Source organism: Cryomorphaceae bacterium 1068 (assembly GCA_027214385.1).
GTDB lineage: Bacteria > Bacteroidota > Bacteroidia > Flavobacteriales_D > Cryomorphaceae > JAKVAV01.
In genome coordinates this window covers 113,480-133,385 of sequence record JAPVXR010000003.1, presented here as the reverse complement: position 1 = coordinate 133,385, position 19,906 = coordinate 113,480, and the positions used below count along the sequence as shown (strand labels likewise).

Below are 19,906 nucleotides of genomic sequence, written 5' to 3'. Positions count from 1 at the left end.
ATTTGGTTGATCTTAAAATGCGAATTGATCCAAGAATATACTCCGCTTGCTTTTTGATCCCAACATATATAGGTAATTGTCTTCTTTTTTGTCGCCTGCTTGCTTTCGCTTGTCTTCTTTTTCTTCCAGAAGAATCGCGTTAAATTCCTTGCTACCGGAGTATGATTGAAGCACTCCTCTCTTGTACGTAAAGTAGTACCAATTGGCATCATTTACTTCAAGATAAAGGTGCATTACATCTCCACTAGCTTTTTTCTCCACTACAAATTTACCCGGTACTTTACGGAAAAGTTGATCCTTACCAATAGCAGCAATTCCGATGTCTCCTTCCGAAATAAATGACTCCATTACAGGGTCCCAAACCATTTTAACATCTGAAATAAAGAAGGTCTTATTCAACTCATCAGGAACTTTTTTGATGGTTCCGCTCAAGCTCAACTCAGAGATGACTTTGTCAGAAGCTTCGAGCCCCATGAGCTCTCTAATGGCATACTCATACCTCGATTTGGTAAAATCTACCGGTTTGAGATCCGAAACCGTGGAGAGGTATTTCAGCATCTCATCTAAGGCTGAACTACTAAAATAGAAGTTGAGCGCTATCGATGAGTTAATCACTACTTTATCATTAACCGGATCGTAATTGAGTTCTCCCAGAGCATCAAGGCCAACTTGCCCCAAATCATCGGCTAAATCCAATCGCCCCAGACCGGTCAATGCACAGCTTCCCTTTTTCAGAGAGACGTAATTACCAGGAAGGGAATTCTGATTCAGCTTGTCAGTAGCCGCTACCTCGTAAGTCTGATCCTTTTTGTTGAATTTCAAAAATCCTCTTGAGGTCACGATACTTTCGTTCGTATCGTCTTTTTTATCCGAAAGGAAAGTTCCATATACGATGTAAGGGTCTTTCTCGGCCATTAGGCCCACCTCAACGGGGTTTCCTCTATCATCTGTCAATAGTGTATCTACAGGGATTAAGACATTCTCAGGATCAATGATGGAATTGAACTTCATCCAGTTTCGAGCCAGTCTGTCGCAGTCGTGAATGATTCTCGTACTTCCGTCGAAGGTGAGGAACTTATCGTTCGACTTCAAATTCACCGTTCCTTGGTATTCAAAATGAGGACTTAAGAAAAACTCATCGATGGATAGGATTTTACCCGAACCTACCGTTTGAAGGGAGGTGTCGACTCCAATGGACTCCAACGTTATGAGTCGTTCCAGTTTGTTTTCATCCACATAAGCGTACTGACCTGAAGCCTTGTAATCGAATCTCGAATTGATTTTGACAGTGGCACTTTGTACGGTGTGGTATTGCGTGATGAAATTTGCCAAAATGGTAGCATCTTCCAATTCGTCCATCTGCGCTCTTCGGCGAATAACCACCCGCCCACTATCTGGTGTAATCTTAGCGTCAGCCACGCGGATCCAAGGTATCTGATCGGCGGTGATAGTATATGTATCAAGATCATAGATTGCCTTTGGCGACATGAAGTTGAGCGAGTCTTGATCTTCATTAATACTAAAAAAGTTAGAACGACTCATATCGAGCTCGGTATCGATTACGAAGTCAGAGGCCATCTCTCGAGAGGTTTCGAGAGAGATGTCGTTTTTGTCCATAAACCACTTGAACTCATCCATGAAACAGATGTACTGGTTTACAGGGAACTCTACCGTGGTTTCCTCATCATTGGACTTAAACTCTCCTACCCGATTTTCAAAGTCAATATGAGCGCTTACGTTATTGGTTTTAAATGCCAAATTGGCCTCAGACAGGGCCAGTAAACGGAAGTCGGAGGTATCTGCATCGAAGGTTTGGTAATTGTATCGGATGGAATCCGACTCCAATTCTGCTCCCGAAAACTCAACGATTCCTCTTCCTGTCATTCCTTTCGGAGTTAAATCAAGCGTTCCTTTTTTGGCCATAGCCTGACCACTGAACATATTGATGGGCTCGCGCATTACCTCGGCGCTCAGCTGGTCAGCGAGCGGCAGGTACGTGAGGTCAACCTCAGTGGCATTGGCTTCGGGGATTTCAGTACCCGTAGAAACGGAAGTATTCGTAAAGGAATTGGTAATCCCTCGTGTACTATCAGGGAAGAAGGTGAATTGCTCCGAATTGGCAGTAGCCGTAAAGTATTCCAGCTGTCCGTCTCCTTGAATTCCATTGTAATTGACAACAATGTCATTCTTGAAAGTTGCTTTATTGCCATAAAGCGGTAAACCTTCTGCAGGAGTAGATCGCACGAAACCGAGAGAGTAGTCTTCCTGAATTTTGAGACTCTCATCGAGTTCAGGAAAAATTCCTCCTGAAACAAAGCGCCCACTAAACGCCACCTGCTCGGTAGCAAAATTGTCCAAACTATCCAAGATGAAAGGCTCAAGCTCATAAAACACCTCACTCCTTTCATACACCCCTTGCTGAATATTGACATTGTCGTAGTAAACAAATGATTCCTTATCAGCCGTGAGAATGGGGAATTCGGTAAACTCTTCTTGAAGACCTGATTTATTGAAGGGGTTATCGATTTGAATGGTCCCCGTGATTCCTTCAATTACGTTCTTTACACGGCGCAGGCTGGTGTATTCAGGCCTGAAGTCTTCGACGTAAAGTCGGCAGGAGTCAACGGTGATCAAATCGATCTGAAACTTGTCGTAATCGAAAGCGAATTCCTCTCCATAAAACTCAAATTTTCCCGAGCGGATAACCCCTCCTAGGTTAAAATCTCGATTCTTCCGCACGTTGACCAATCCGTCTTTTGGAAATATGGCCACTTGCTGAGAGTCAGATAGTAGAATCCGATCTACTCCCTTGAGCACCAAATCAAAATTGATCAAGTTGAGTTCCGCATTGTCGCCATCAGCCACGTCAGAGTTGAACATCAACACATCGTAGTCGATATTACCTGCCTCCGCAGCAATGTAGTCGTAGAGCTTCTGCTTTACCTCAATGGTCTGGGTAGGGATATCGTAATTGATAAATCCCTTGTTTGCCATTTCAATCAGGCGTGGCATATAGCTTTCCAGCCTGAAACGCAGATCATCACAAAGTCCTTGGGCTCCAAAAGTTTCGTCATTGATCTTACGAGCGTATTGCCGGATGGCATATAAGGGATTTACCCGATCCATTCCCGTGAGTTCATGGTAAAGCTGCTTTTTAAAGAAATTGGAAGAGATAAATGCAGCTCTGGTTTCCGTACTTCCGAAGAGATTTCCCATCCGAATAATCGGATCATCAATATTCCAATAGAATGCCTCAAAGTAAAGCTCCAGGTCGTGGTAGGTATCGAAATAGGGAGACTTACTCAGCCCTTCATTGCTCCGAATCAGAGTAAGCAGGCGAGTTTCATTCTTGAATCTTAACTGCAGGCTTGGGTGAACGATGGAATCATTATTAAGTAGGATGATGACCTTAGCATCTTGGGAAGCCACTGCATCGGGCTTGATGGTGTAAAACTGTGAATAGGTAACTACCTGCGGAGTATTGTCTCTTTTGAAGGTGAGGGTTGCAGGCTCGCTTTTGGAACCAAACCCTTGGAGATTGGCCCCTTCCATTCGGAATCCTCCGTTGTAATCTACCTTATCTACAATGTTCTCGATAGCCAATCTCTTATCGTAAGATGAAAACTGCGGATAAGTCGCTTTATCCGGAGTTACATTGGCCAGAATCTTGTCTTCGACCGTACCAAGAAGCGGATACTGAAAGAAACCATTGAAGAAAAGAACGGAATCAATTTTGAAAAAAGCAGAACGTGTGTTGAGCTCGTAAGGCTGCTGAATTACGGCATAAGTCTCATTGGGGTCCAGCGCAGCCCGCTCCCAGGTGATTTTCCCTTCTTCACCTTTCCACTTTTCTTTTTGCTGATCAAAAACTCCTTTGGTGGCGTATATCACCGAACTATCTCCTTTCGAAAGACAGATCAAATCAGTAGAAGGAAAAACGATAAAATACTCTTTGTCTTCCAGTCGAAACTGCCACCCGGCATTCGTTCCTTTCCAAATGGTAGAAGGAGATTCGTAGAAGGTATTGCTCGTCAAGAGTCCTTCCGTCATCGTCAGAAACTCCTCAATCTTTTTCTTGCTGCCATTTTCCAGAACCTTGACTATTTCTACCCATGTATCAAACCCTTCACCTTCTTGAGGTGACCCTGGAAAAGACATGAGGGAGATAATGAACGACTTGTAAAATGGAAAAGGGCGCAATCGCTTCTTGAGCATGAGGTCGGCCACATCGTAGATTTTCGCTTTCTGCTCATCATTGTAAATGTCGCCATTGAGCCAAAAGGGACCGAAGGTTTCTTCCATCAGCGCCTTGCCTTCCTTTTTGTCGGCTTCTACAAGTAGTTTTTCGAGCTCGTCATAGAAGGCTTGCTTTTCGCGGGTAAACTCGCGAAGTTGCGAAAAGCCCTGAAGGGAGAGTGCTGTGAATAGAGTGAGGATAAAAATGCGTTTCAGCATACCTACGATTTTATAAGTTTGATTAATGCCCAATCGTTCTTGGTTTGTACGGCTACTTTCGTCAAATGATGCCTTTCGGCGAAAGCCACCAAATCATCCACATCGGTTTTGAAAAAGCCGCTTAGGAATAAGTACCCTTTGGGTTCGAGTGCTTTGGCAAAATGCGGAATATCGTTCAATAGGACATTTTTGTTGATGTTGGCCAAAACCACGCCAAAAGTAGATTGGCCGATCACCGAGACATCTCCTTTTAAGATCTCCATCTCCATTTTATTTAACGCGATGTTCTCCAGGGTATTTTGGTAGGCCCACTCTTCAATGTCATAAGCCAGAATTCGATGGGCACCCAGTTTTCGGGCGGCAATAGCCAGCACTCCCGTACCGCTACCCGCGTCCAGTAGTGATCGACCCTCCCACTCGATGGTCTCCATCTCGTTGAGCATAAGCCAAGTGGTTTCGTGATGGCCCGTACCAAATGACATTTGGGGTTGTATCAAGATGTCGTGCTCAAAAGAAGGATCGACTTGATGGAACGGTGCCCGCACTCTGAATTTCTTTTCTACGCAAACGGGTTCATAATCGGCTTCCCATTGGGCATTCCAGTTTTGCTCGGGAATTTCTTCCCGCAAGTAACTCACGTTGCCTTCCAATGTTCCGATCAAGACTTTCACCTCTGATTCCGATTCTGAATTAGCGGGAACATACGCGTCCGTTCCCGTTTCTGTATCGATAAAGCTTTCAAAGCCGAGCCCCGCCAACTGAGCGGTAAGAATCTCGGTGGTGGGCTTTAAAGGATCGCACGAAAAACGGTATACGAAGTAGTTCATTCAAAGGGAGCGTTGGGTATAAAGGTCGAAGTTCGGAAGAATTGTGAGTTGGTTTTGCGTAAGGGTTTGAGCGTTGTCCACAAAGGCGTATTGATGGTTTAGATGATGAACCAGAACCCTATATAGCATAAGTTAAAGGTTCTACTTCCTAAGCTCTATCTTTCTGTTTTCAAAAACATTGTAATTCGGAAACTCACTAAGTGTTTTCATTAGGGAGTATACAATCAGCTCTTCGGCATTGACCCTTTCAATTGAAAAGTATAAAGGAGTACCATCTTTAGGAGTTAATACAATGTATCTTCCCATTGGGCCTACCTCCCACTCGCCTCTTGTCTCTTCTTCCAGAGGAATGGAATCACCATACTTTAGCACAGTACCCGATTTCAACATGCTGAAACTCCCGTCGGCATCGAAAGTGATTTCAAAAGACTGGTAAGAAAGGAAGCCGAACTCAATGGCGGGATCGTAAAACAGCGGTTCATTAACCGCCTCCCACGTGCCGACAATGTCTTTTTTAATCTTTTCTGAATTGTCAGATCTTTCTGCAGAGGCCAGAGTGGTATAAAGCTGCGGTGGTTTAGTGCCCATTAGAGCGGCATTATTATAGGTGCCACCTATCAAGGCATTGGCTGAATCTCCGTAAAAAAAGTAGAGCTGCATTTTCTCAAAGTGATTGTCGAAAAAGGAGAAAAAGAGAGTATTTCCAATCCATCGGCTATGCCATGTGCCACGAACAGTGTATGGCATCCCTTCCTTAGTACCTGTAATGACAACTTGCCTCGCATCGATAAAGTCCAATTGATAGTTCCTGTCAAGGGTATCAGAAACGAAGAGTTCCAAATGAGCACCCGTTTTTGGGAAGGCCAATTCAAAATCTTCTTTATCCAAAATAGAATCGGGTAGCCTGTGGAAGTGATATTCATGCCAAAAGGAATCATAGAATTTCCTTGTCAATAAGAGATCTGAGTCACTCATTACCTCGAGGTAAAAAGAATCCCTTTCAAAGCGGAGCATCTCGCCATCCTTGGAATGTTTTGCCTTTTGCATGCTAGAGCGTATGTCGGAAAGAAACTCAATCTGATTGGCTGAATCTGCCATCAAAATCCATCCGCCTTCTGAGTAGACCGAGTCTTCACTCAGGTAGTTTTTCATAGCAGATAAAATTTGCTGATCCTCAATATTTAAATCCTGATAAGTACCGACTCTTAATTCATGAGAAGTCACCCACACTCCTTGGGGAGTTTGAGCTGTAGCGATAGCTACACTTAAATGACTTAATAGAAAACCAAACAATGCCCTCAAACCGATTGGGAAATTAGTCAAATGAAATAGATACCATCCCCTCCGACTTCAGGTAATTTGAAATGCAAATCCCCTTCAATTTTTGCCGGCACAATGACTCTAAAGAATTATTCGGGATGAAAAGTGAAAATATTTTTTTGATGCAAAAGGATAGAAACATAAGTATTATCAATATTTCCAGACAATACATAACATATGTCAATACATATTATAAATTCTTTTGATGTATTTCTGATTGTCATAACTGACCATTATATTTCCTTTGTCTCAATAAATCAAAAACACTTCACCTAATACAAATCAAAATGAAAACAAAAACAAATTTTCTTTCAGCTTTTCAGTTCTTCGCTATGTGCTTTGCGCTCATCGCTTTTACATCTTGTGAAAAAGATACGGATGACTCCCCTGCTACTGCTTCTAACGAGGCTACGATGGGTGACCCAAAAAATGCTTCCGGATCGGGATCAAGTTGCTATGAAATCACTCAATTTGTAGAAGCAGGAATAGACGAGACTTCAGATTACAGCAACTTCGTTTTCGAATTTTTCAATAACGGAACCGTTGTAGCACGAAATGGTGTTCAAGACTATTCAGGACAATGGGCTATTGGTTTTGATGATGGCGTTCAAAAGTTCTTCTTGAACTTTAATGGCACCATTCCATTGTTAAATGAACTCACTGACGATTGGAACATCGTGGCACTCAACAGAACTGCTCCTTCTTTCATTGAAGATGTGAACAATAACCCGGGTGTTCTATCTTTTGCAAAAGTTACGGATTGCACAGGTGGTGGACCGGTTGAGCCTTCTCCTGAGCTCGATGCATTCAATGAAAACCTTACTACAGGAGGTGCTTGGAGCGTATCAAACTTCACCGATAACGGAGTGAATGACACAAACGATTACAACAATGTTAGCTTCACATTTAACGCTGACGGATCGGTAACGGCTCAGAGAAATGCACAATCAAGAACTGGTCAATGGATTTCTACGATCGACAATGGCATCATTGAATTGACCATTGGATTCCAAGGCCCTGCAGTACTCAATGAATTGAACGAAGATTGGGTAGTTGCTTCTTCATCAGCTACGACTATTGATCTGGAAGACATCGGCGCAGGTGATAATGACTTCCTGACTTTGTCAAGAAACTAAACTTAAGCTGCAAAAACTTTAAGTTAGTACGTGAGAACAAAAGCCCCCGCCACTGTATTGGCGGGGGCTTTTTCAGTTCAGGTGATGCCTTACGGCAATTGAAATTAGTGAACTGCAATTTTTAAACGTTTGCGGTAAGCTCGCATCAATTCAAACTCACCTCAGGTCTTTTCACTTCTTTTTTCAAGACCTTATTCATTACATCTTCTTTACTTAGTTTTTTAGTGCAGAAGAACCAGTCTTTGCAGTCGAGTTCTCCGTCTTCCATTCTTTCTTTTGCCGTTCCGCAAGAACCTGCAGGGCTCACAATCACATCGTCGCCCGGACGCCAATCGGCAGGGGTGGCTACCCCAAACTCATCGGCTGTCTTTAAGGCAAGAACTACCCGATACAATTCGTCAAAGTTTCTTCCCAAACTGAGGGGATAGTAAATAATCGCTCTGATGACTCCTTTGGGATCGATGAAAAAAACGGCTCTTACGGCTTTTGTAGAATCTTCATTGGGCTGAATCATTCCGTATTTCTTGGCTACATCCATCTTGATGTCTTCAATCAACGGGAAGTTTACTTCCACATCTTTCATCCCCTTGTATTCTATTTTCTCCTTGATGGTCCTCAACCAAGCTATGTGACTGTATAGCCCGTCGATAGAAAGTCCCACCAGTTTGCAGTTGGCTTCATTGAATTTCTCCTCCATCGTAGCGAAGGTCATAAACTCTGAGGTGCACACGGGAGTAAAATCGGCAGGGTGGCTAAAAAGAATGACCCAACTACCGCTGTAATCAGCAGGGAAATTGATTTTTCCTTGGGTGGTCACAGCTTCAAATTTCGGTGCAGCATCGCCAATTCTTGGCATGCTCACTACTTCATATTCTTGTGTTTCATCCATGGCTTTTGTGTTAAGGGATTTTTCCTGTTTAAAGGTAGGCAAGGTCATGGCATTCAAATGTGACAGCGGTTACGTATGCTCCCGAATGGCAAATTTTTACCTAAGGAAACAGATAATGGAATCGATCGGATACTACTCGAGCATTCCGATGATATGATCCACTATGCTTCTTCCCAAGTTACTTTGTTCGCTCTCCAAAACAAATACGGCGATAGAGGTATCCAATTCGGGGAAGTAGAAAACCATGGTTCCCCAAAACCCCGTATGGGCGTATGCTTTATGTCCTGAAAATTCATAATTCGACAATCCGAAACCGTAATGGCTCGGTACGGTATCCTGAGTGGGGATTTCGGTGAATATCAAATTAAGAGTAGCGGTGTCTCCCACGACTTGATAATTGAAAAGTTTATAGGCAAAATTAGACAGGTCGCTTGTGGTAGAAGCTATACCACCGCCGCCGTACAAATCGGCAGAGACATCTACTTCGTAAGAATCCCAGTCGGAGTCATCGTCGTACTGGTGTGCCAATTCTTTTGTCTGCTCGGGCTTTTCTTCGAGCGAGGGCATCCACGTCTTGTTCAGCCCAAGCTCCTCATAGCGCAAAAGCTCGCGCATAGCAGTGTAGAAAGGCTTATCGGTGAGGCTTTCGATGATTTCGGTGAGCAAAAGGTAGTTTGCATCGGCGTAGCTAAAGGTATATTCAGGGCTGCCAAGAGGCCCTCCTGCCTTAATGCTCCATTTCAATTGCTCATCGCGGGTCCACCTGTGGCTTTTGTTTTGGTCTACAAAGTCGATGTAGGCATCATTGACATAATCTCTCACTCCACTGGTTTGAGACAGCAGGTGCTTCACCTTGATGGCATTCAAGTCGTATCCCCCACCCTCAAAAAGCGTTCGCGTTTTCTCAGAGAATAAAGGGCCCACGGGATCATCGACTGACAGTTGCCCCATTTCAACCAACCTCAAGATAGCGGCGGAGACAAAGGTTTTGGTATTGCTGGCCAATAAGGCGGGCTGGTCCGGTTCTAAGGGATTATTGGCGTCTTTTGACGAAAATCCACTGGCCATGCTGAAGGAAATATTCCTTTGGGGCGACTCTACGTGAACCATGATTCCTACCGACGACGGATTTGCCCTGTAGACGGAATCACAAAACGCCTGTAAGTTGTTTTCGAAAGGTTGGGCAGTAGCCCAAGCAAACGGGAACAGCAAGCAGAAGAAGGATAATTTGAGTCGGTTGTTCATTATCGAGTGTTTGATAAAAGCTCGAAAGAAATCGATTTTTTGTGATAAAAGGTGACTTAATTCGATACAAAAATGCTTGACTTTGACTAAAGAAGGATTGGTTTTGACTGAAAAGAGAATTTTTCATCCCGATGTAAAGACGAGTTATGCGTCGCGTCTATTTTTAGACTACAATGAATCCACTCGTGCGGCGAGATAGGTAGATTTGAGAATTCAGTGTTTATTGTAATTTAATTTGGAAACCTCAGGGTTGTAAATCCTGAGAGGCGAGGATAAACCCAGTGCAGGGTTTCCCCTAAAACCGAATCAAAACATTCCCGTTCTGGTTGAACGTATTCTGGATAGAGGGTGGAATGGGGTTTCTCTGAATGTCGAGGTATTTGAGCTGATTCATTTTTTGAATACTCTGGGGTATCTCGTGCAAGTCATTGTCATTTAAGTACAGGTTCTCTAGCTTTTCCAATTTGAAAATATTCTCTGGAAATTCGGAAATGTGATCGTTTTCGAGGTGAAGAATCTTCAGGTTGGGTAGCTTACTCAATACGTCAATAGATTGGGTAAAATTCAAGCGCTTCTCGTCGTTGAGATAAAGCTCCTCCAGATTCTTCAATTTAAAGAATTCCTCAGGCAATTCTGTGAAGTCATTTCCACTCAAGTCCAATACGCGCAATTGCTCCAATTCCAAGATTTCTATTGGAAGTTGCTCCAAGTGATCGTTTCTCAAACTCAAAAATTCCATGTTTTTAAACTCGCGCAAAGACTTTAGAGAAAAGTCGATTTCCTGATCACTCAAATCCAGTCGAATGACTTGATTTGGGGTTTTTAACGCTTCTTCTATACTTGTAAAAGTGGCAGTTGTATCCTGCGAGATTCCCATAATTGGAACGAGTAGAAACAAAAAAGAAAGATATTGGATGGTTTTCATTTTTATGATTTTTACGAACTATCTTGAACAATCAAAATCAGGACGCTCGTTGCGGTGATATAACTCTCAATCGTTTGGTATTGTTTCTAAATGTACGGAAAGCTTTTGCCGAAAACTCAAGAATAATATCTGCCCGACGCAAATAGCGTTGAGGAATCTTACCTCTCCATATTCTTGTGCTTCGAAACACGGTCAACTCACTGTGAATTTCATCGTGAAAACTTCTGTTTATTTAGTCATTTATCATTCCTACACCGAAAATAAATGGGCTAAGTTTATACCTCAAAAACGACCTCTTCATGAACACAGTCGATACAGCCCCCTCGCCCAATGGCAACTCTACTACTCAAAAGAAAACCGACCTCACAAGTCTGCAGCAAAAGCACATCGCATTGCTCAAAGACGTACTAATTGACAAGGGAAATGCGAACAGATACCAGCTCACACCCTATCCTCCAGGCCAAACGAATTTTCTCAAGCGCTTTGTTGTCAATGCAGTGATCAATGGCTTGGCCAAGAAAAATATGCTGATCACAGGGGTGATTCGTGATGGTGAGCGACTCCGCGAAAACGGGCTAGGCTGGCCGATCAATGGATATTCCATGATCGGCACCAAACGACTGAACAACATTCAGTACTGCATTGAGAGTGTGGTTAAAAACGACGTACAGGGCGACTTTATAGAAACAGGAGTTTGGAGAGGTGGTGCTTGCATTTTTGCCAAAACACTATTTGATATATACGAGCAAGACCGCAATGTCTGGGTAGCTGACTCCTTCGAAGGCTTACCGAAACCGAATGTGGAGGAATATCCCGAAGATGCAGGAGATGACCTCTACTCCTTGGAGCAACTGCGCATATCGAAGGAGCAGGTGGAAGAGAATTTTAGAAAGTTTGACCTTCTGGATGATAAGGTGAAGTTTCTGAAAGGATGGTTCAAAGATACCCTCCCCGATGCACCCATCGACAAGCTGGCCATTATGCGATTGGATGGTGATATGTACGAATCGACCATGGACGGCCTGGTAAATCTTTACTACAAGCTCTCTCCGGGAGGATTCGTAATCATTGACGACTACGGCGTGATTCCTGCTTGCAAAAAGGCCGTTCACGATTTCCGCGAAAAACATGGCATCACAGAAGAGCTGATCAACATAGATGATTCAGGCTATTACTGGCAGAAGAAAGCTTGACCAAAAACAAACTGAGAGTCGATGGATCGTTGATTTTTCTTTTCTCGCAGGTGTCCATGCTTCTTTAATTGCATTTCCCTCAACCGATAGATAACAGTACTTAATCTTTTTTAGATCCGTACTTCAGCTACAGATTTTTAGGTTTGTTAGAGAAAAAAGCCCCCGTCACAGCTGTGACGGGGGCTTTTGTGTTTCAGGCGAAACCTGAATAACCCTTTAACTACGAATCTACTACTTTCATCTATTCGGAGTAAGCTGAATTAATTCAAACTCACTTTGGGTCTTTTCGCCTCTTTGTTCAGAACTTTGTTCATCACGTCTTCTTTACTCAGCTTTTTCGTACAGAAGAACCAATCTTTGCAGTCAAGCTCACCGTCTTCCATTCTATCCTTTGCAGTACCGCAAGATCCTGCGGGGCTTACGATCACATCATCGCCCGGTCGCCAATCTGCCGGAGTCGCTACCCCAAACTCATCTGCTGCCTTCAGGGCAAGAACTACCCTGTGCAGTTCGTCAAAATTTCTTCCCAGACTGAGAGGATAGTAGATGATCGCTCTGATCATTCCCTTGGGATCGATAAAGAAAACCGCTCTCACCGCTTTTGTAGAGTCTTCATTGGGTTGAATCATTCCGTATTTCTTGGCTACATCCATCTTGATGTCCTCAATCAACGGGAAGTTCACTTCCACGTCTTTCATCCCTTTGTACTCTATTTTCTCTTTGATGGTCCTCAACCATGCAATGTGACTGTAGAGTCCGTCGATAGAAAGTCCCACCAGTTTGCAATTGGCTTCATTAAACTTTTCCTCCATCGTAGCGAAGGTCATAAACTCTGAGGTGCACACGGGGGTAAAATCAGCAGGGTGGCTAAAAAGTATTACCCAACTACCACTGTAATCATCGGGGAAAGTGATATCTCCCTGTGTGGTTACAGCTTCAAATTTCGGAGCAGCATCGCCAATTCTGGGCATGCTGACTACTTCATATTCGCGTGTATCTTCCATGGCTTTTGTTTTAAGGAATTTTCATCCTACTCAAAGGTGGATTGAGCCATGCTTATTCTTTGTGATAACAGTTACACTAGCAAACGCTGTAGAGATAATGCTCTTGTCTTAATATGAGATTGTGTTTTCAGTTTAACGCTAGTCTTCCAACAATCCAATAATGTGATCGATTATTCCCGATGTCAAACTGCGACGGTCACGCTCAAGAACGAATACAGCAATGGAAGTATCCAATTCTGGGATATAGATCACCTTCGTTCCCCAAAAACCGCCATGTCCATAAGCGGTATATCCTGAAACATCGTAACGAGTCAATCCAAAACCGTAATGGCTTGGAACGGTGTCCTGAGTGGGGATCTTCGTATATATCAAATTGAATGTGGTCGTATCCTCCACGATTTCGCAATGGAAAAGCTTGTACGCAAAGTTGGCCAAGTCGCTTGTGGTGGATGCTATTCCACCACCACCGTATAAATCAGCGGATACATCTACCTCGTAAGAATCCCAACCCAAGCTTTCGTTATATTGGTACACCAAGGTCTTGGTTTGTTTGGGTTTTTCTTCAAGCGAAGGCATCCATGTATTATTCAATCCCAAATCTTCATAGCGCAGAAGCTCACGCATGGCTGTGTAAAATGGCTTTTCGGTTATTCCTTCGATGATTTCGGTAAGCAAAAGATAGTTCGCATCAGCATAGCTAAAGGTATATTCAGGATTTCCAAGAGGCTCTCCGGCCGCGATGCTCCTTTCCAATTGCTCGTCGCGGGTCCACCTATAGCCTTGGTTTTGATCTACAAAGTTGATGTATTCTTCATCGACATAATCCCGCACACCACTGGTATGAGACATTAAGTGCTTCACCTTGATGGCATTCAAGTCGTATCCCCCACCCTCAAAAAGCGTTCGCGTTTTCTCAGAAAGCAAAAGGCCTGTAGGATCATCTACCGATAAGCGCCCCATCTCGACCAACCTCAAGATGGCTGCTGAGACAAAGGTTTTGGTATTGCTGGCCAATAAGGCGGGCTGGTCAGGATTCAAGTCTGTGCGGACATCTTTTGACGAAACTCCGCTGGCCGTGCTAAATGAAATATTCCGTTGAGGGGATTCGACATGTACCATTATTCCCACCGAAGAGGGATTGGCCTCGTGGACGGAATCACAAAAGGCCTCTAAGCTATTTTCGAAAGACTGGGCTTTTGCCCAAATAGCAGTACAAAGCAAGCAGAATATAGTAAATTTGAATCGGGTAGTCATTATGAAGGGTTTACTAGACCAGCTAAAGAAATCGTTTTTATTATCAAAAACAGACTTAACTCACTACAAAAAAGCCTGACTTTGACTCCAAATGAGTTGATTTTGACTGCTGAAAAAGATTTTTTGTCCTACGGGAGGTTTTTTTGACTTCAAGAAAGATCTTTTTGATGTCAAAGAAGACTTTTTTTTGACACCACATTCATCAAAGGAAAAGAGACACATAGTTTGTGATTCGGGAAGCCTCAGAGTGACCGCTAAGCGACTCAGGAGCGGTTTAACCAAATGCAAATAAGTACAGAGAAATACGGAAACGACTTGATGCAGCATTGCCCATCTCCGCGGCAGGACAAACAAGAATATATAGCTTTGCAACGCTCAGCAATTGAATTGAGGTATATGATGAAACTTCCTGAACTTAAATCTCGGCAGACAGCTGTTCCTTTAAAAGCTTTAATCACTCTTGTCTATTTGTTTTTTGGAGTGGCAATTGTTTACAGCCAAGATGAACCAACCACTTATACAATCGTCGAGTCGATGCCTTACTTCAATGGTGGCCGTGAAGCTATGAGTAAGTATTTGAGTGACAATATTCGCTACACGGAATCAGCCGAAAAAGCCAATGTATCAGGAACCATTTACGTCACCTTTGTAGTAGATGAAGACGGTAGGACAACCGAAACCAAAATTCTCAGATCCTTACATCCCGACCTGGATAGTATTGCCATAGCTATGATAGAACGCATGCCTGATTGGAACCCCGGGATGCAAAGAGGAAAAAAAGTACGCGTTCAGTACAACCTGCCAATCGTTTTAGTCTGACAGAGCATGACCGATATTCTCGGCCTAAACCTTCAGCGTATTGGAGTAAAAAAGGGAAGAAAAAGTTTTATGCCCTTTGCACCGAAGATCTGAAAAAGTCCGAAGAAGAGTGTGACTGCCGCTACAACTACATCATATGGAATTACAATGGCAGCACCTTAGAAGATTTGGATAGAGAGCAAAGCTTTGAAGGAAGTAACTGTGAATAAGAAGATTTCATTTGATGAGGGGCACTAAGCCACGGGAGAGCGCTCTTACCATAAGCAAACCCTGAGGAGTGGTGTCAGCAACAGGCGCAGTGAGGGAAAGTCTGCAGAGCCGCTGAGTAGTGTCAATATCTCGTAGCGGATGATCCTATTTAGTGCCCTGTTTTCACTCTTGTGCATGTTGATATTCTTAAAAATGTTAAATCTGACAGGGGTCTATTCATTAAACGTATTTTCGACGCAAATTGATAACCATGAAAAGAACAATAGCCATTTTATCCTTTATCTTCTGTTTTGCTGTTTATGCCAATGCCCAAGACTGGAGCACGGACGTATACCGATACGGTGAAGAATACCCGGGATACGTTATTGAAGAAGACGGAACCAAGAAAGAAGGCTTCATCACCTATAACAATCGGTACACCATGCAAAATGAAGTAGTATTCTATGGTGAAAAAGGAAACAAGAAGACCAAAGAAAAATATAAGACTGCCGATCTTAAAGAATACAAGGTGGCAGATAAGGTGTATCACTGCATCAGCTACTCCGGAGGATTACTCAAAAAGCCTGTCCGTGCGAATCTATTAATCAAGGAAGGCTGCATCAATCAATATGTCTGGTACAATAGAGCAGACAATTATTTGGTGATGCAACAAGGAGAAAATGAAACTGATGAGGAATTCAACAAGCGGAAATATCCACCGGTGTGGGTGATCAATATAGCGGGCACCAATGAACCTAAGTCTATCGATCAATTTGGCCTCAAGTTTAAGAGCAAAATGGCAGAATTCGTTGCTGCGAACCCTGAACTTGCGAAAAAAATAGAGGAAGGTGAAAAAGGATACGGAATGCTTGCGTTCGAAAAGATTATTGACGAATACAATGCTCAATGCAAAGAGTAATGACGACTGTAAAACGGCTATTCCTACTGACCCTTGCGATGCACTTGGGTCAGTTTTGTTTTGGACAAGAGCCTGCGTACCATTGGGGCGAACCCGCTACCAATGATTATTTGGAAAGACGCATTGACAAGCTGCTTGTACTCGATCAACAAGGTTTTGTACTCCTCAGAAAGTACACCAACGAGACGTTCACCTCTTTTTATTGGATAGAATCGTACTCGCCCGAACTCAAGCTTCAAAGCACCGTACCCATTGAGTTTAACGGAGGTGTGATGGGCGACTCTTACGACATCGAAGATATTTTGGTAGCCAATGGAAAAATCTTCGCCTTTATTTCTCACTGGAACAAATCCACAGGCAAACACACCTTGTCCGTAAGTCAATTGAGCCTCTCGGGAGAACTCAAGCACATGAAGGATCTCGACATTATTCCTGCTAAAAAAATGGGGAATCGAGGATTTTTCAATTTCTTTTTGTCTGAGAACCAGCAAAAGCTCGTACTCCTTTCCGAGCAGCCATTCGTCAAAAAGACGATGGAAAAAATGCGGCTGACTTGTTTTGACACTGATGATTTCAGTATTGACTGGACCTACGATCACGAGTATTCCATAGAATCTTCCAAAGCTCTGCACCATAATGTAGTAGTGGATAACAACGGGAGGGCTTTTCTATTCAAAAAGACCTATGCGAAGGGCTGGTATTACTATCTCTACTCGTACTCTGTCGATACGAAATGGCAAGAGTACCAAGTTGAAGGACTCGAGGGCTTAGCCGTGCTCGATCACAAGATGGGAACGAACATTAACGGGGAGTTCTATCTATTTGCGACCTACACTGAGAAGGAGTCAAGTTTTAAAAAGCACCTTGACGGCTACTGGTACTTTGCACTGAACAAGGGTCTGGAGCAAAAGACACAACTTCGCAGCACATGGGATGCCGAACTACTGGCAGGCTACTTGCTGTTCAGAAAAACAGTAGACGATCCGGAAGAAGAAAAGCTTCAAGACTTCTACATCAAGGATGTATTGGCTCGAAAAGATGGCAATCTGCTCATTCTGATGGAGCAATTGACGACGAGAAGCAGCACCATAGAAGGCACTTCTCCCCTGCAGTATCAGTATGAGCGATACTATGACGACCTCTTAGTTCTCAACTTGGATGCATCCGATGGTGAGACCATCTGGTGGCAATGCTTTAAGAAAGACCAAACCCTGAGAAACAAGTACGAAGTAGATGAGTACGGCTCATTTGTTTATCATTTTAAAGAGGATCGACTCTTCATACTTTGGAGCAACCCGAGGCTTTCTCTACCGAGTATCCCCCCGGCGGGGTGGACCGAACCTGATGGCACCAAGTACGTGAAGAAAAAAGCCTTTGATGAAAAGACGGGCTACGCCACTTTTATGCGGGTCGTTGAGCCTAACGGTGAGTTGGCTTACCCTAACCGAAAGTATGGACTGCCTCTGTTGAACTTGCATCGCGGTGCCGTTTTTGAAATGAGTCTGACCACTCCGTTTTTCTTTTCTTTAGAAGGAGACCTAGTGGTTCTTGCCACGATGAACAATGGCGGCAAGCGGTACCGATTTGGGTTTATCGACCTCTAGTTTTAGCTTGCATCCATCTGTTCTTGAGCTTTCCTGAAGGCATTTACCTGAACAAAAGCGAATTGTTACTCTACCAGGCCTAAGCCAAACACTTTTTTTTGCTGCTAGATGCGTCTAGTGCGGCGAATGAATGTCTTCTTTCCTTACGCGAAGACCTTAACGCCTCATATGATCGTCTTCTTTTTTTCTTTCAGGTCCATCATTGCCCTACTTGAACCCTTTCTTTAATTGATTAAAGGCTTCATTGTGTCTTGTGATCTTTTTCTTGTGATGTGTGAATAACCTTTTTCCTCGAGTGAAAATACCTTTGTCGGTTTAATAATGGCCCTTTTAGCAATTGGAGATCCCAAGGCTTTCTCCATGAGCAAAATAAACCTGTAAATTACACAGGGTTGCTAATTAGCGCAGCGTTCTCATGCAGCGAAGCAAGTAAATCCTAAGCAGCAGTTATAATCTCAGGCATTTATGGATCGGCCACATAGGAGGTAATCCAGGATAAGCGGGTGGAATAATCTACAGATTGAAAAAGGGTTGAGCTCGCTACTTTTTGGCAGGAGGAGGCGGCGGTGGCGGAACGGCAGCGTTCTTCAGAATCTTAACCTGTCCGTCTTCCGTCAACTGTACGACCGTGCCTTTTGGCAAAGGGCTAATTGCAGTTGCAGAACCATCCAGACTTGGTGGCGAAGGTGGAAGCGGTGGAATTTTGCCCTTCTCGGCTTCAGTAAGAGCCTGATAAGGCTTGTAGACTTTCGGCCCATCACCGTCTGAACATACGAAGGTGGCATCTTTAAAATAGCTGTCGATTGATGATCTCAGCTCTGCGTCACTAGCCGTGCTGTCATCTTGCGCAAATGTTGTTTTGCCGAAGAGTAGAACCAACGCTGCCATGAGGGGCAAAGTGGCCGAAATAAAAAACCGTGCACGCATTTTCTCTGTTGATTTTGTCATCATTTTCAATCGTTTTTTAGTGAGCCTGTATGTGAAATTGCTGGTAAGGTGAATCTTCGTTTTGCCTGCTACTTTATCCAATAGTAAGCGCTGATAATGTGCAACGCCTTGATGTGAATTAATTACTTCCCGATCAGCTAAATACTCATGATTGGCTTGAACAGCTCGCTTCATGAAAGGGAGAAATGGATTAAACCAAAATACGATGCGCAAAAGCTCTATGGCCAGTATGTCAAGAGAATGGCCTTGGCGAACATGCGTCAATTCATGCGTGAGCAGTTCAGGCTCAAGCTCCTTGCTCAAGTAATCGGAATGGGCAATGAAAATATAATGGCAAAAAGAGTATGGTACTATGCGCTCGTTCACTAGTACCAGAGTAGCGTTTTTGAAGGGGATATTTCTGTTTTGCCTTGCTTTGCGAATAAGCGCGACTATCCCTACGATGAATCGCACCAAGAACACAACGGTAATCAGCAAATACAATACAGAAAATAGCAATGACACATCAAATTTAGGTGATGCAGATGACGCTGCTGCATTGCCGGAGAGTACTTCTACTAGGTACTGTCCGCTTTCGGATGTGTCAATCATATACTCGGATTGCCCGATGGTGATGAGTGGAATCAAGAATGAAAACCCCAGACCACTCAACAAAAAGAACCGCTTAAAGTGATGCATGCTCTCCCGCTCCAAAAGCAAGTAATAGATGCCTAGAATCGAACCAAGACATAGCGTTGATTTTATGAGATAGAGGATCATGTCTTCTTTTTGGCTATTTCTTGGTCTATGATTTCGCGAAGGTCTTCCAGCTCTTTTTGGGTTAGATCAGTTGACTTGGTAAAAAACGAGGCAAACTGCGCCGCAGAATTGCCGAAGAAGTTCTGGAGCATTCCGCTGAATTGACCTTTGAAATAATCTGATTTATTGATCAGCGCAAAATACTGTCTGGAATTGCCTTGCACTTCGTAATCTATAAAGCCCTTGTCCTTCATTCGTTTTAGCAGGGTAGCAATGGTAGTCGTAGCAGGTTTGGGTGGCTCGTACTCTTGAATGAGGTCTTTCATAAAGGCCTTGTCCAATTTCCACAAATGGTGAATAACCTGTTCTTCTGCTTTTGATAATTTCATTTTCTAAGAATGTCGTTTCTGCTCTACAAATGTAGAATAATACTTTTACTCT

15 protein-coding genes are annotated in these 19,906 nt (G+C 43.4%); 5 read left to right on the top strand and 10 right to left on the bottom strand.

What is annotated here, in order from left to right; all coding sequences use genetic code 11:
- Positions 1-12: 12 nt before the first annotated feature.
- The 3 genes from O3Q51_05625 to O3Q51_05615 all read right to left on the bottom strand — a co-directional run bounded on the left by O3Q51_05625 (position 13) and on the right by O3Q51_05615 (position 6,434).
- A complete protein-coding gene (locus O3Q51_05625) occupies positions 13-4,455 on the bottom strand; it encodes a hypothetical protein (protein MCZ4408277.1) in 4,443 nt (1,480 codons plus the stop codon).
- 2 nt (positions 4,456-4,457) lie between these two features.
- Positions 4,458-5,282: a 50S ribosomal protein L11 methyltransferase gene (gene prmA, locus O3Q51_05620; GenBank protein MCZ4408276.1), complete on the bottom strand. Its 825-nt coding sequence runs from the start codon at positions 5,280-5,282 to the stop codon at positions 4,458-4,460.
- 141 nt (positions 5,283-5,423) lie between these two features.
- The gene (locus tag O3Q51_05615; GenBank protein ID MCZ4408275.1) at positions 5,424-6,434 is read right to left on the bottom strand and encodes a hypothetical protein; all 1,011 of its coding nucleotides are present in this window, start codon (positions 6,432-6,434) and stop codon (positions 5,424-5,426) included.
- A gap of 455 nt (positions 6,435-6,889) precedes the next feature.
- Here O3Q51_05615 and O3Q51_05610 point away from each other — a divergent pair, with 455 nt between their 5' ends.
- Positions 6,890-7,738: a hypothetical protein gene (locus O3Q51_05610; protein ID MCZ4408274.1), complete on the top strand. Its 849-nt coding sequence runs from the start codon at positions 6,890-6,892 to the stop codon at positions 7,736-7,738.
- Positions 7,739-7,883: 145 nt separating this feature from the next.
- Here O3Q51_05610 and O3Q51_05605 read toward each other — a convergent pair whose 3' ends face one another.
- From O3Q51_05605 to O3Q51_05595, 3 genes are all read right to left on the bottom strand, one after another.
- A complete protein-coding gene (locus tag O3Q51_05605; protein MCZ4408273.1) occupies positions 7,884-8,627 on the bottom strand; it encodes a peroxiredoxin in 744 nt (247 codons plus the stop codon).
- Between the two features lie 132 nt (positions 8,628-8,759).
- Positions 8,760-9,872, bottom strand: coding sequence for a serine hydrolase (locus tag O3Q51_05600; protein MCZ4408272.1), 1,113 nt, complete (start codon positions 9,870-9,872; stop codon positions 8,760-8,762).
- A gap of 295 nt (positions 9,873-10,167) precedes the next feature.
- Positions 10,168-10,797 (bottom strand): leucine-rich repeat domain-containing protein, encoded by a 630-nt coding sequence (locus O3Q51_05595; protein ID MCZ4408271.1) that lies wholly within the window; start codon positions 10,795-10,797, stop codon positions 10,168-10,170.
- Between the two features lie 299 nt (positions 10,798-11,096).
- Between O3Q51_05595 and O3Q51_05590 the strand changes: the two genes are divergently transcribed.
- Positions 11,097-11,990 carry a class I SAM-dependent methyltransferase gene (locus O3Q51_05590; GenBank protein ID MCZ4408270.1) on the top strand — a complete coding sequence of 298 codons (894 nt, stop codon included), beginning with the start codon at positions 11,097-11,099 and terminating at the stop codon, positions 11,988-11,990.
- Between the two features lie 260 nt (positions 11,991-12,250).
- Here O3Q51_05590 and O3Q51_05585 read toward each other — a convergent pair whose 3' ends face one another.
- Together O3Q51_05585 and O3Q51_05580 are read right to left on the bottom strand one after the other, a co-directional pair.
- Entirely contained in the window at positions 12,251-12,994 is a 744-nt protein-coding gene (locus tag O3Q51_05585) for a peroxiredoxin (GenBank protein ID MCZ4408269.1), read from the bottom strand.
- Between the two features lie 138 nt (positions 12,995-13,132).
- Positions 13,133-14,248, bottom strand: a complete 1,116-nt coding sequence (locus O3Q51_05580; protein ID MCZ4408268.1) for a serine hydrolase — start codon at positions 14,246-14,248, stop codon at positions 13,133-13,135.
- A gap of 282 nt (positions 14,249-14,530) precedes the next feature.
- On the opposite strand from O3Q51_05580, the gene O3Q51_05575 reads away from it, so the two are divergent.
- The 3 genes from O3Q51_05575 to O3Q51_05565 all read left to right on the top strand — a co-directional run bounded on the left by O3Q51_05575 (position 14,531) and on the right by O3Q51_05565 (position 17,779).
- A complete protein-coding gene (locus O3Q51_05575; GenBank protein MCZ4408267.1) occupies positions 14,531-15,067 on the top strand; it encodes an energy transducer TonB in 537 nt (178 codons plus the stop codon).
- Between the two features lie 460 nt (positions 15,068-15,527).
- Positions 15,528-16,175 (top strand): hypothetical protein, encoded by a 648-nt coding sequence (locus O3Q51_05570; GenBank protein MCZ4408266.1) that lies wholly within the window; start codon positions 15,528-15,530, stop codon positions 16,173-16,175.
- Positions 16,163-17,779, top strand: a complete 1,617-nt coding sequence (locus O3Q51_05565) for a hypothetical protein (GenBank protein ID MCZ4408265.1) — start codon at positions 16,163-16,165, stop codon at positions 17,777-17,779. Before O3Q51_05570 ends, O3Q51_05565 begins: the two co-directional genes overlap by 13 nt.
- A 540-nt stretch (positions 17,780-18,319) precedes the next feature.
- Here O3Q51_05565 and O3Q51_05560 read toward each other — a convergent pair.
- The gene (locus O3Q51_05560) at positions 18,320-19,486 is read right to left on the bottom strand and encodes a M56 family metallopeptidase (GenBank protein MCZ4408264.1); all 1,167 of its coding nucleotides are present in this window, start codon (positions 19,484-19,486) and stop codon (positions 18,320-18,322) included.
- The gene (locus O3Q51_05555) at positions 19,483-19,854 is read right to left on the bottom strand and encodes a BlaI/MecI/CopY family transcriptional regulator (protein MCZ4408263.1); all 372 of its coding nucleotides are present in this window, start codon (positions 19,852-19,854) and stop codon (positions 19,483-19,485) included. Before O3Q51_05555 ends, O3Q51_05560 begins: the two co-directional genes overlap by 4 nt.
- Positions 19,855-19,906 lie beyond the last annotated feature (52 nt).

What these genes read in the sequence shown, in the direction of transcription:
- O3Q51_05625 (MCZ4408277.1), bottom strand. Translation starts at nt 4,455, where the DNA reads ATGCTGAAACGCATTTTTATCCTCACTCTATTCACAGCACTCTCCCTT.
- prmA (MCZ4408276.1), bottom strand. Translation starts at nt 5,282, where the DNA reads ATGAACTACTTCGTATACCGTTTTTCGTGCGATCCTTTAAAGCCCACC.
- O3Q51_05615 (MCZ4408275.1), bottom strand. Translation starts at nt 6,434, where the DNA reads ATGAAAAACTACCTGAGTGAAGACTCGGTCTACTCAGAAGGCGGATGG.
- O3Q51_05610 (MCZ4408274.1), top strand. Translation starts at nt 6,890, where the DNA reads ATGAAAACAAAAACAAATTTTCTTTCAGCTTTTCAGTTCTTCGCTATG.
- O3Q51_05605 (MCZ4408273.1), bottom strand. Translation starts at nt 8,627, where the DNA reads ATGGATGAAACACAAGAATATGAAGTAGTGAGCATGCCAAGAATTGGC.
- O3Q51_05600 (MCZ4408272.1), bottom strand. Translation starts at nt 9,872, where the DNA reads ATGAACAACCGACTCAAATTATCCTTCTTCTGCTTGCTGTTCCCGTTT.
- O3Q51_05595 (MCZ4408271.1), bottom strand. Translation starts at nt 10,797, where the DNA reads ATGAAAACCATCCAATATCTTTCTTTTTTGTTTCTACTCGTTCCAATT.
- O3Q51_05590 (MCZ4408270.1), top strand. Translation starts at nt 11,097, where the DNA reads ATGAACACAGTCGATACAGCCCCCTCGCCCAATGGCAACTCTACTACT.
- O3Q51_05585 (MCZ4408269.1), bottom strand. Translation starts at nt 12,994, where the DNA reads ATGGAAGATACACGCGAATATGAAGTAGTCAGCATGCCCAGAATTGGC.
- O3Q51_05580 (MCZ4408268.1), bottom strand. Translation starts at nt 14,248, where the DNA reads ATGACTACCCGATTCAAATTTACTATATTCTGCTTGCTTTGTACTGCT.
- O3Q51_05575 (MCZ4408267.1), top strand. Translation starts at nt 14,531, where the DNA reads ATGCAAATAAGTACAGAGAAATACGGAAACGACTTGATGCAGCATTGC.
- O3Q51_05570 (MCZ4408266.1), top strand. Translation starts at nt 15,528, where the DNA reads ATGAAAAGAACAATAGCCATTTTATCCTTTATCTTCTGTTTTGCTGTT.
- O3Q51_05565 (MCZ4408265.1), top strand. Translation starts at nt 16,163, where the DNA reads ATGCAAAGAGTAATGACGACTGTAAAACGGCTATTCCTACTGACCCTT.
- O3Q51_05560 (MCZ4408264.1), bottom strand. Translation starts at nt 19,486, where the DNA reads ATGATCCTCTATCTCATAAAATCAACGCTATGTCTTGGTTCGATTCTA.
- O3Q51_05555 (MCZ4408263.1), bottom strand. Translation starts at nt 19,854, where the DNA reads ATGAAATTATCAAAAGCAGAAGAACAGGTTATTCACCATTTGTGGAAA.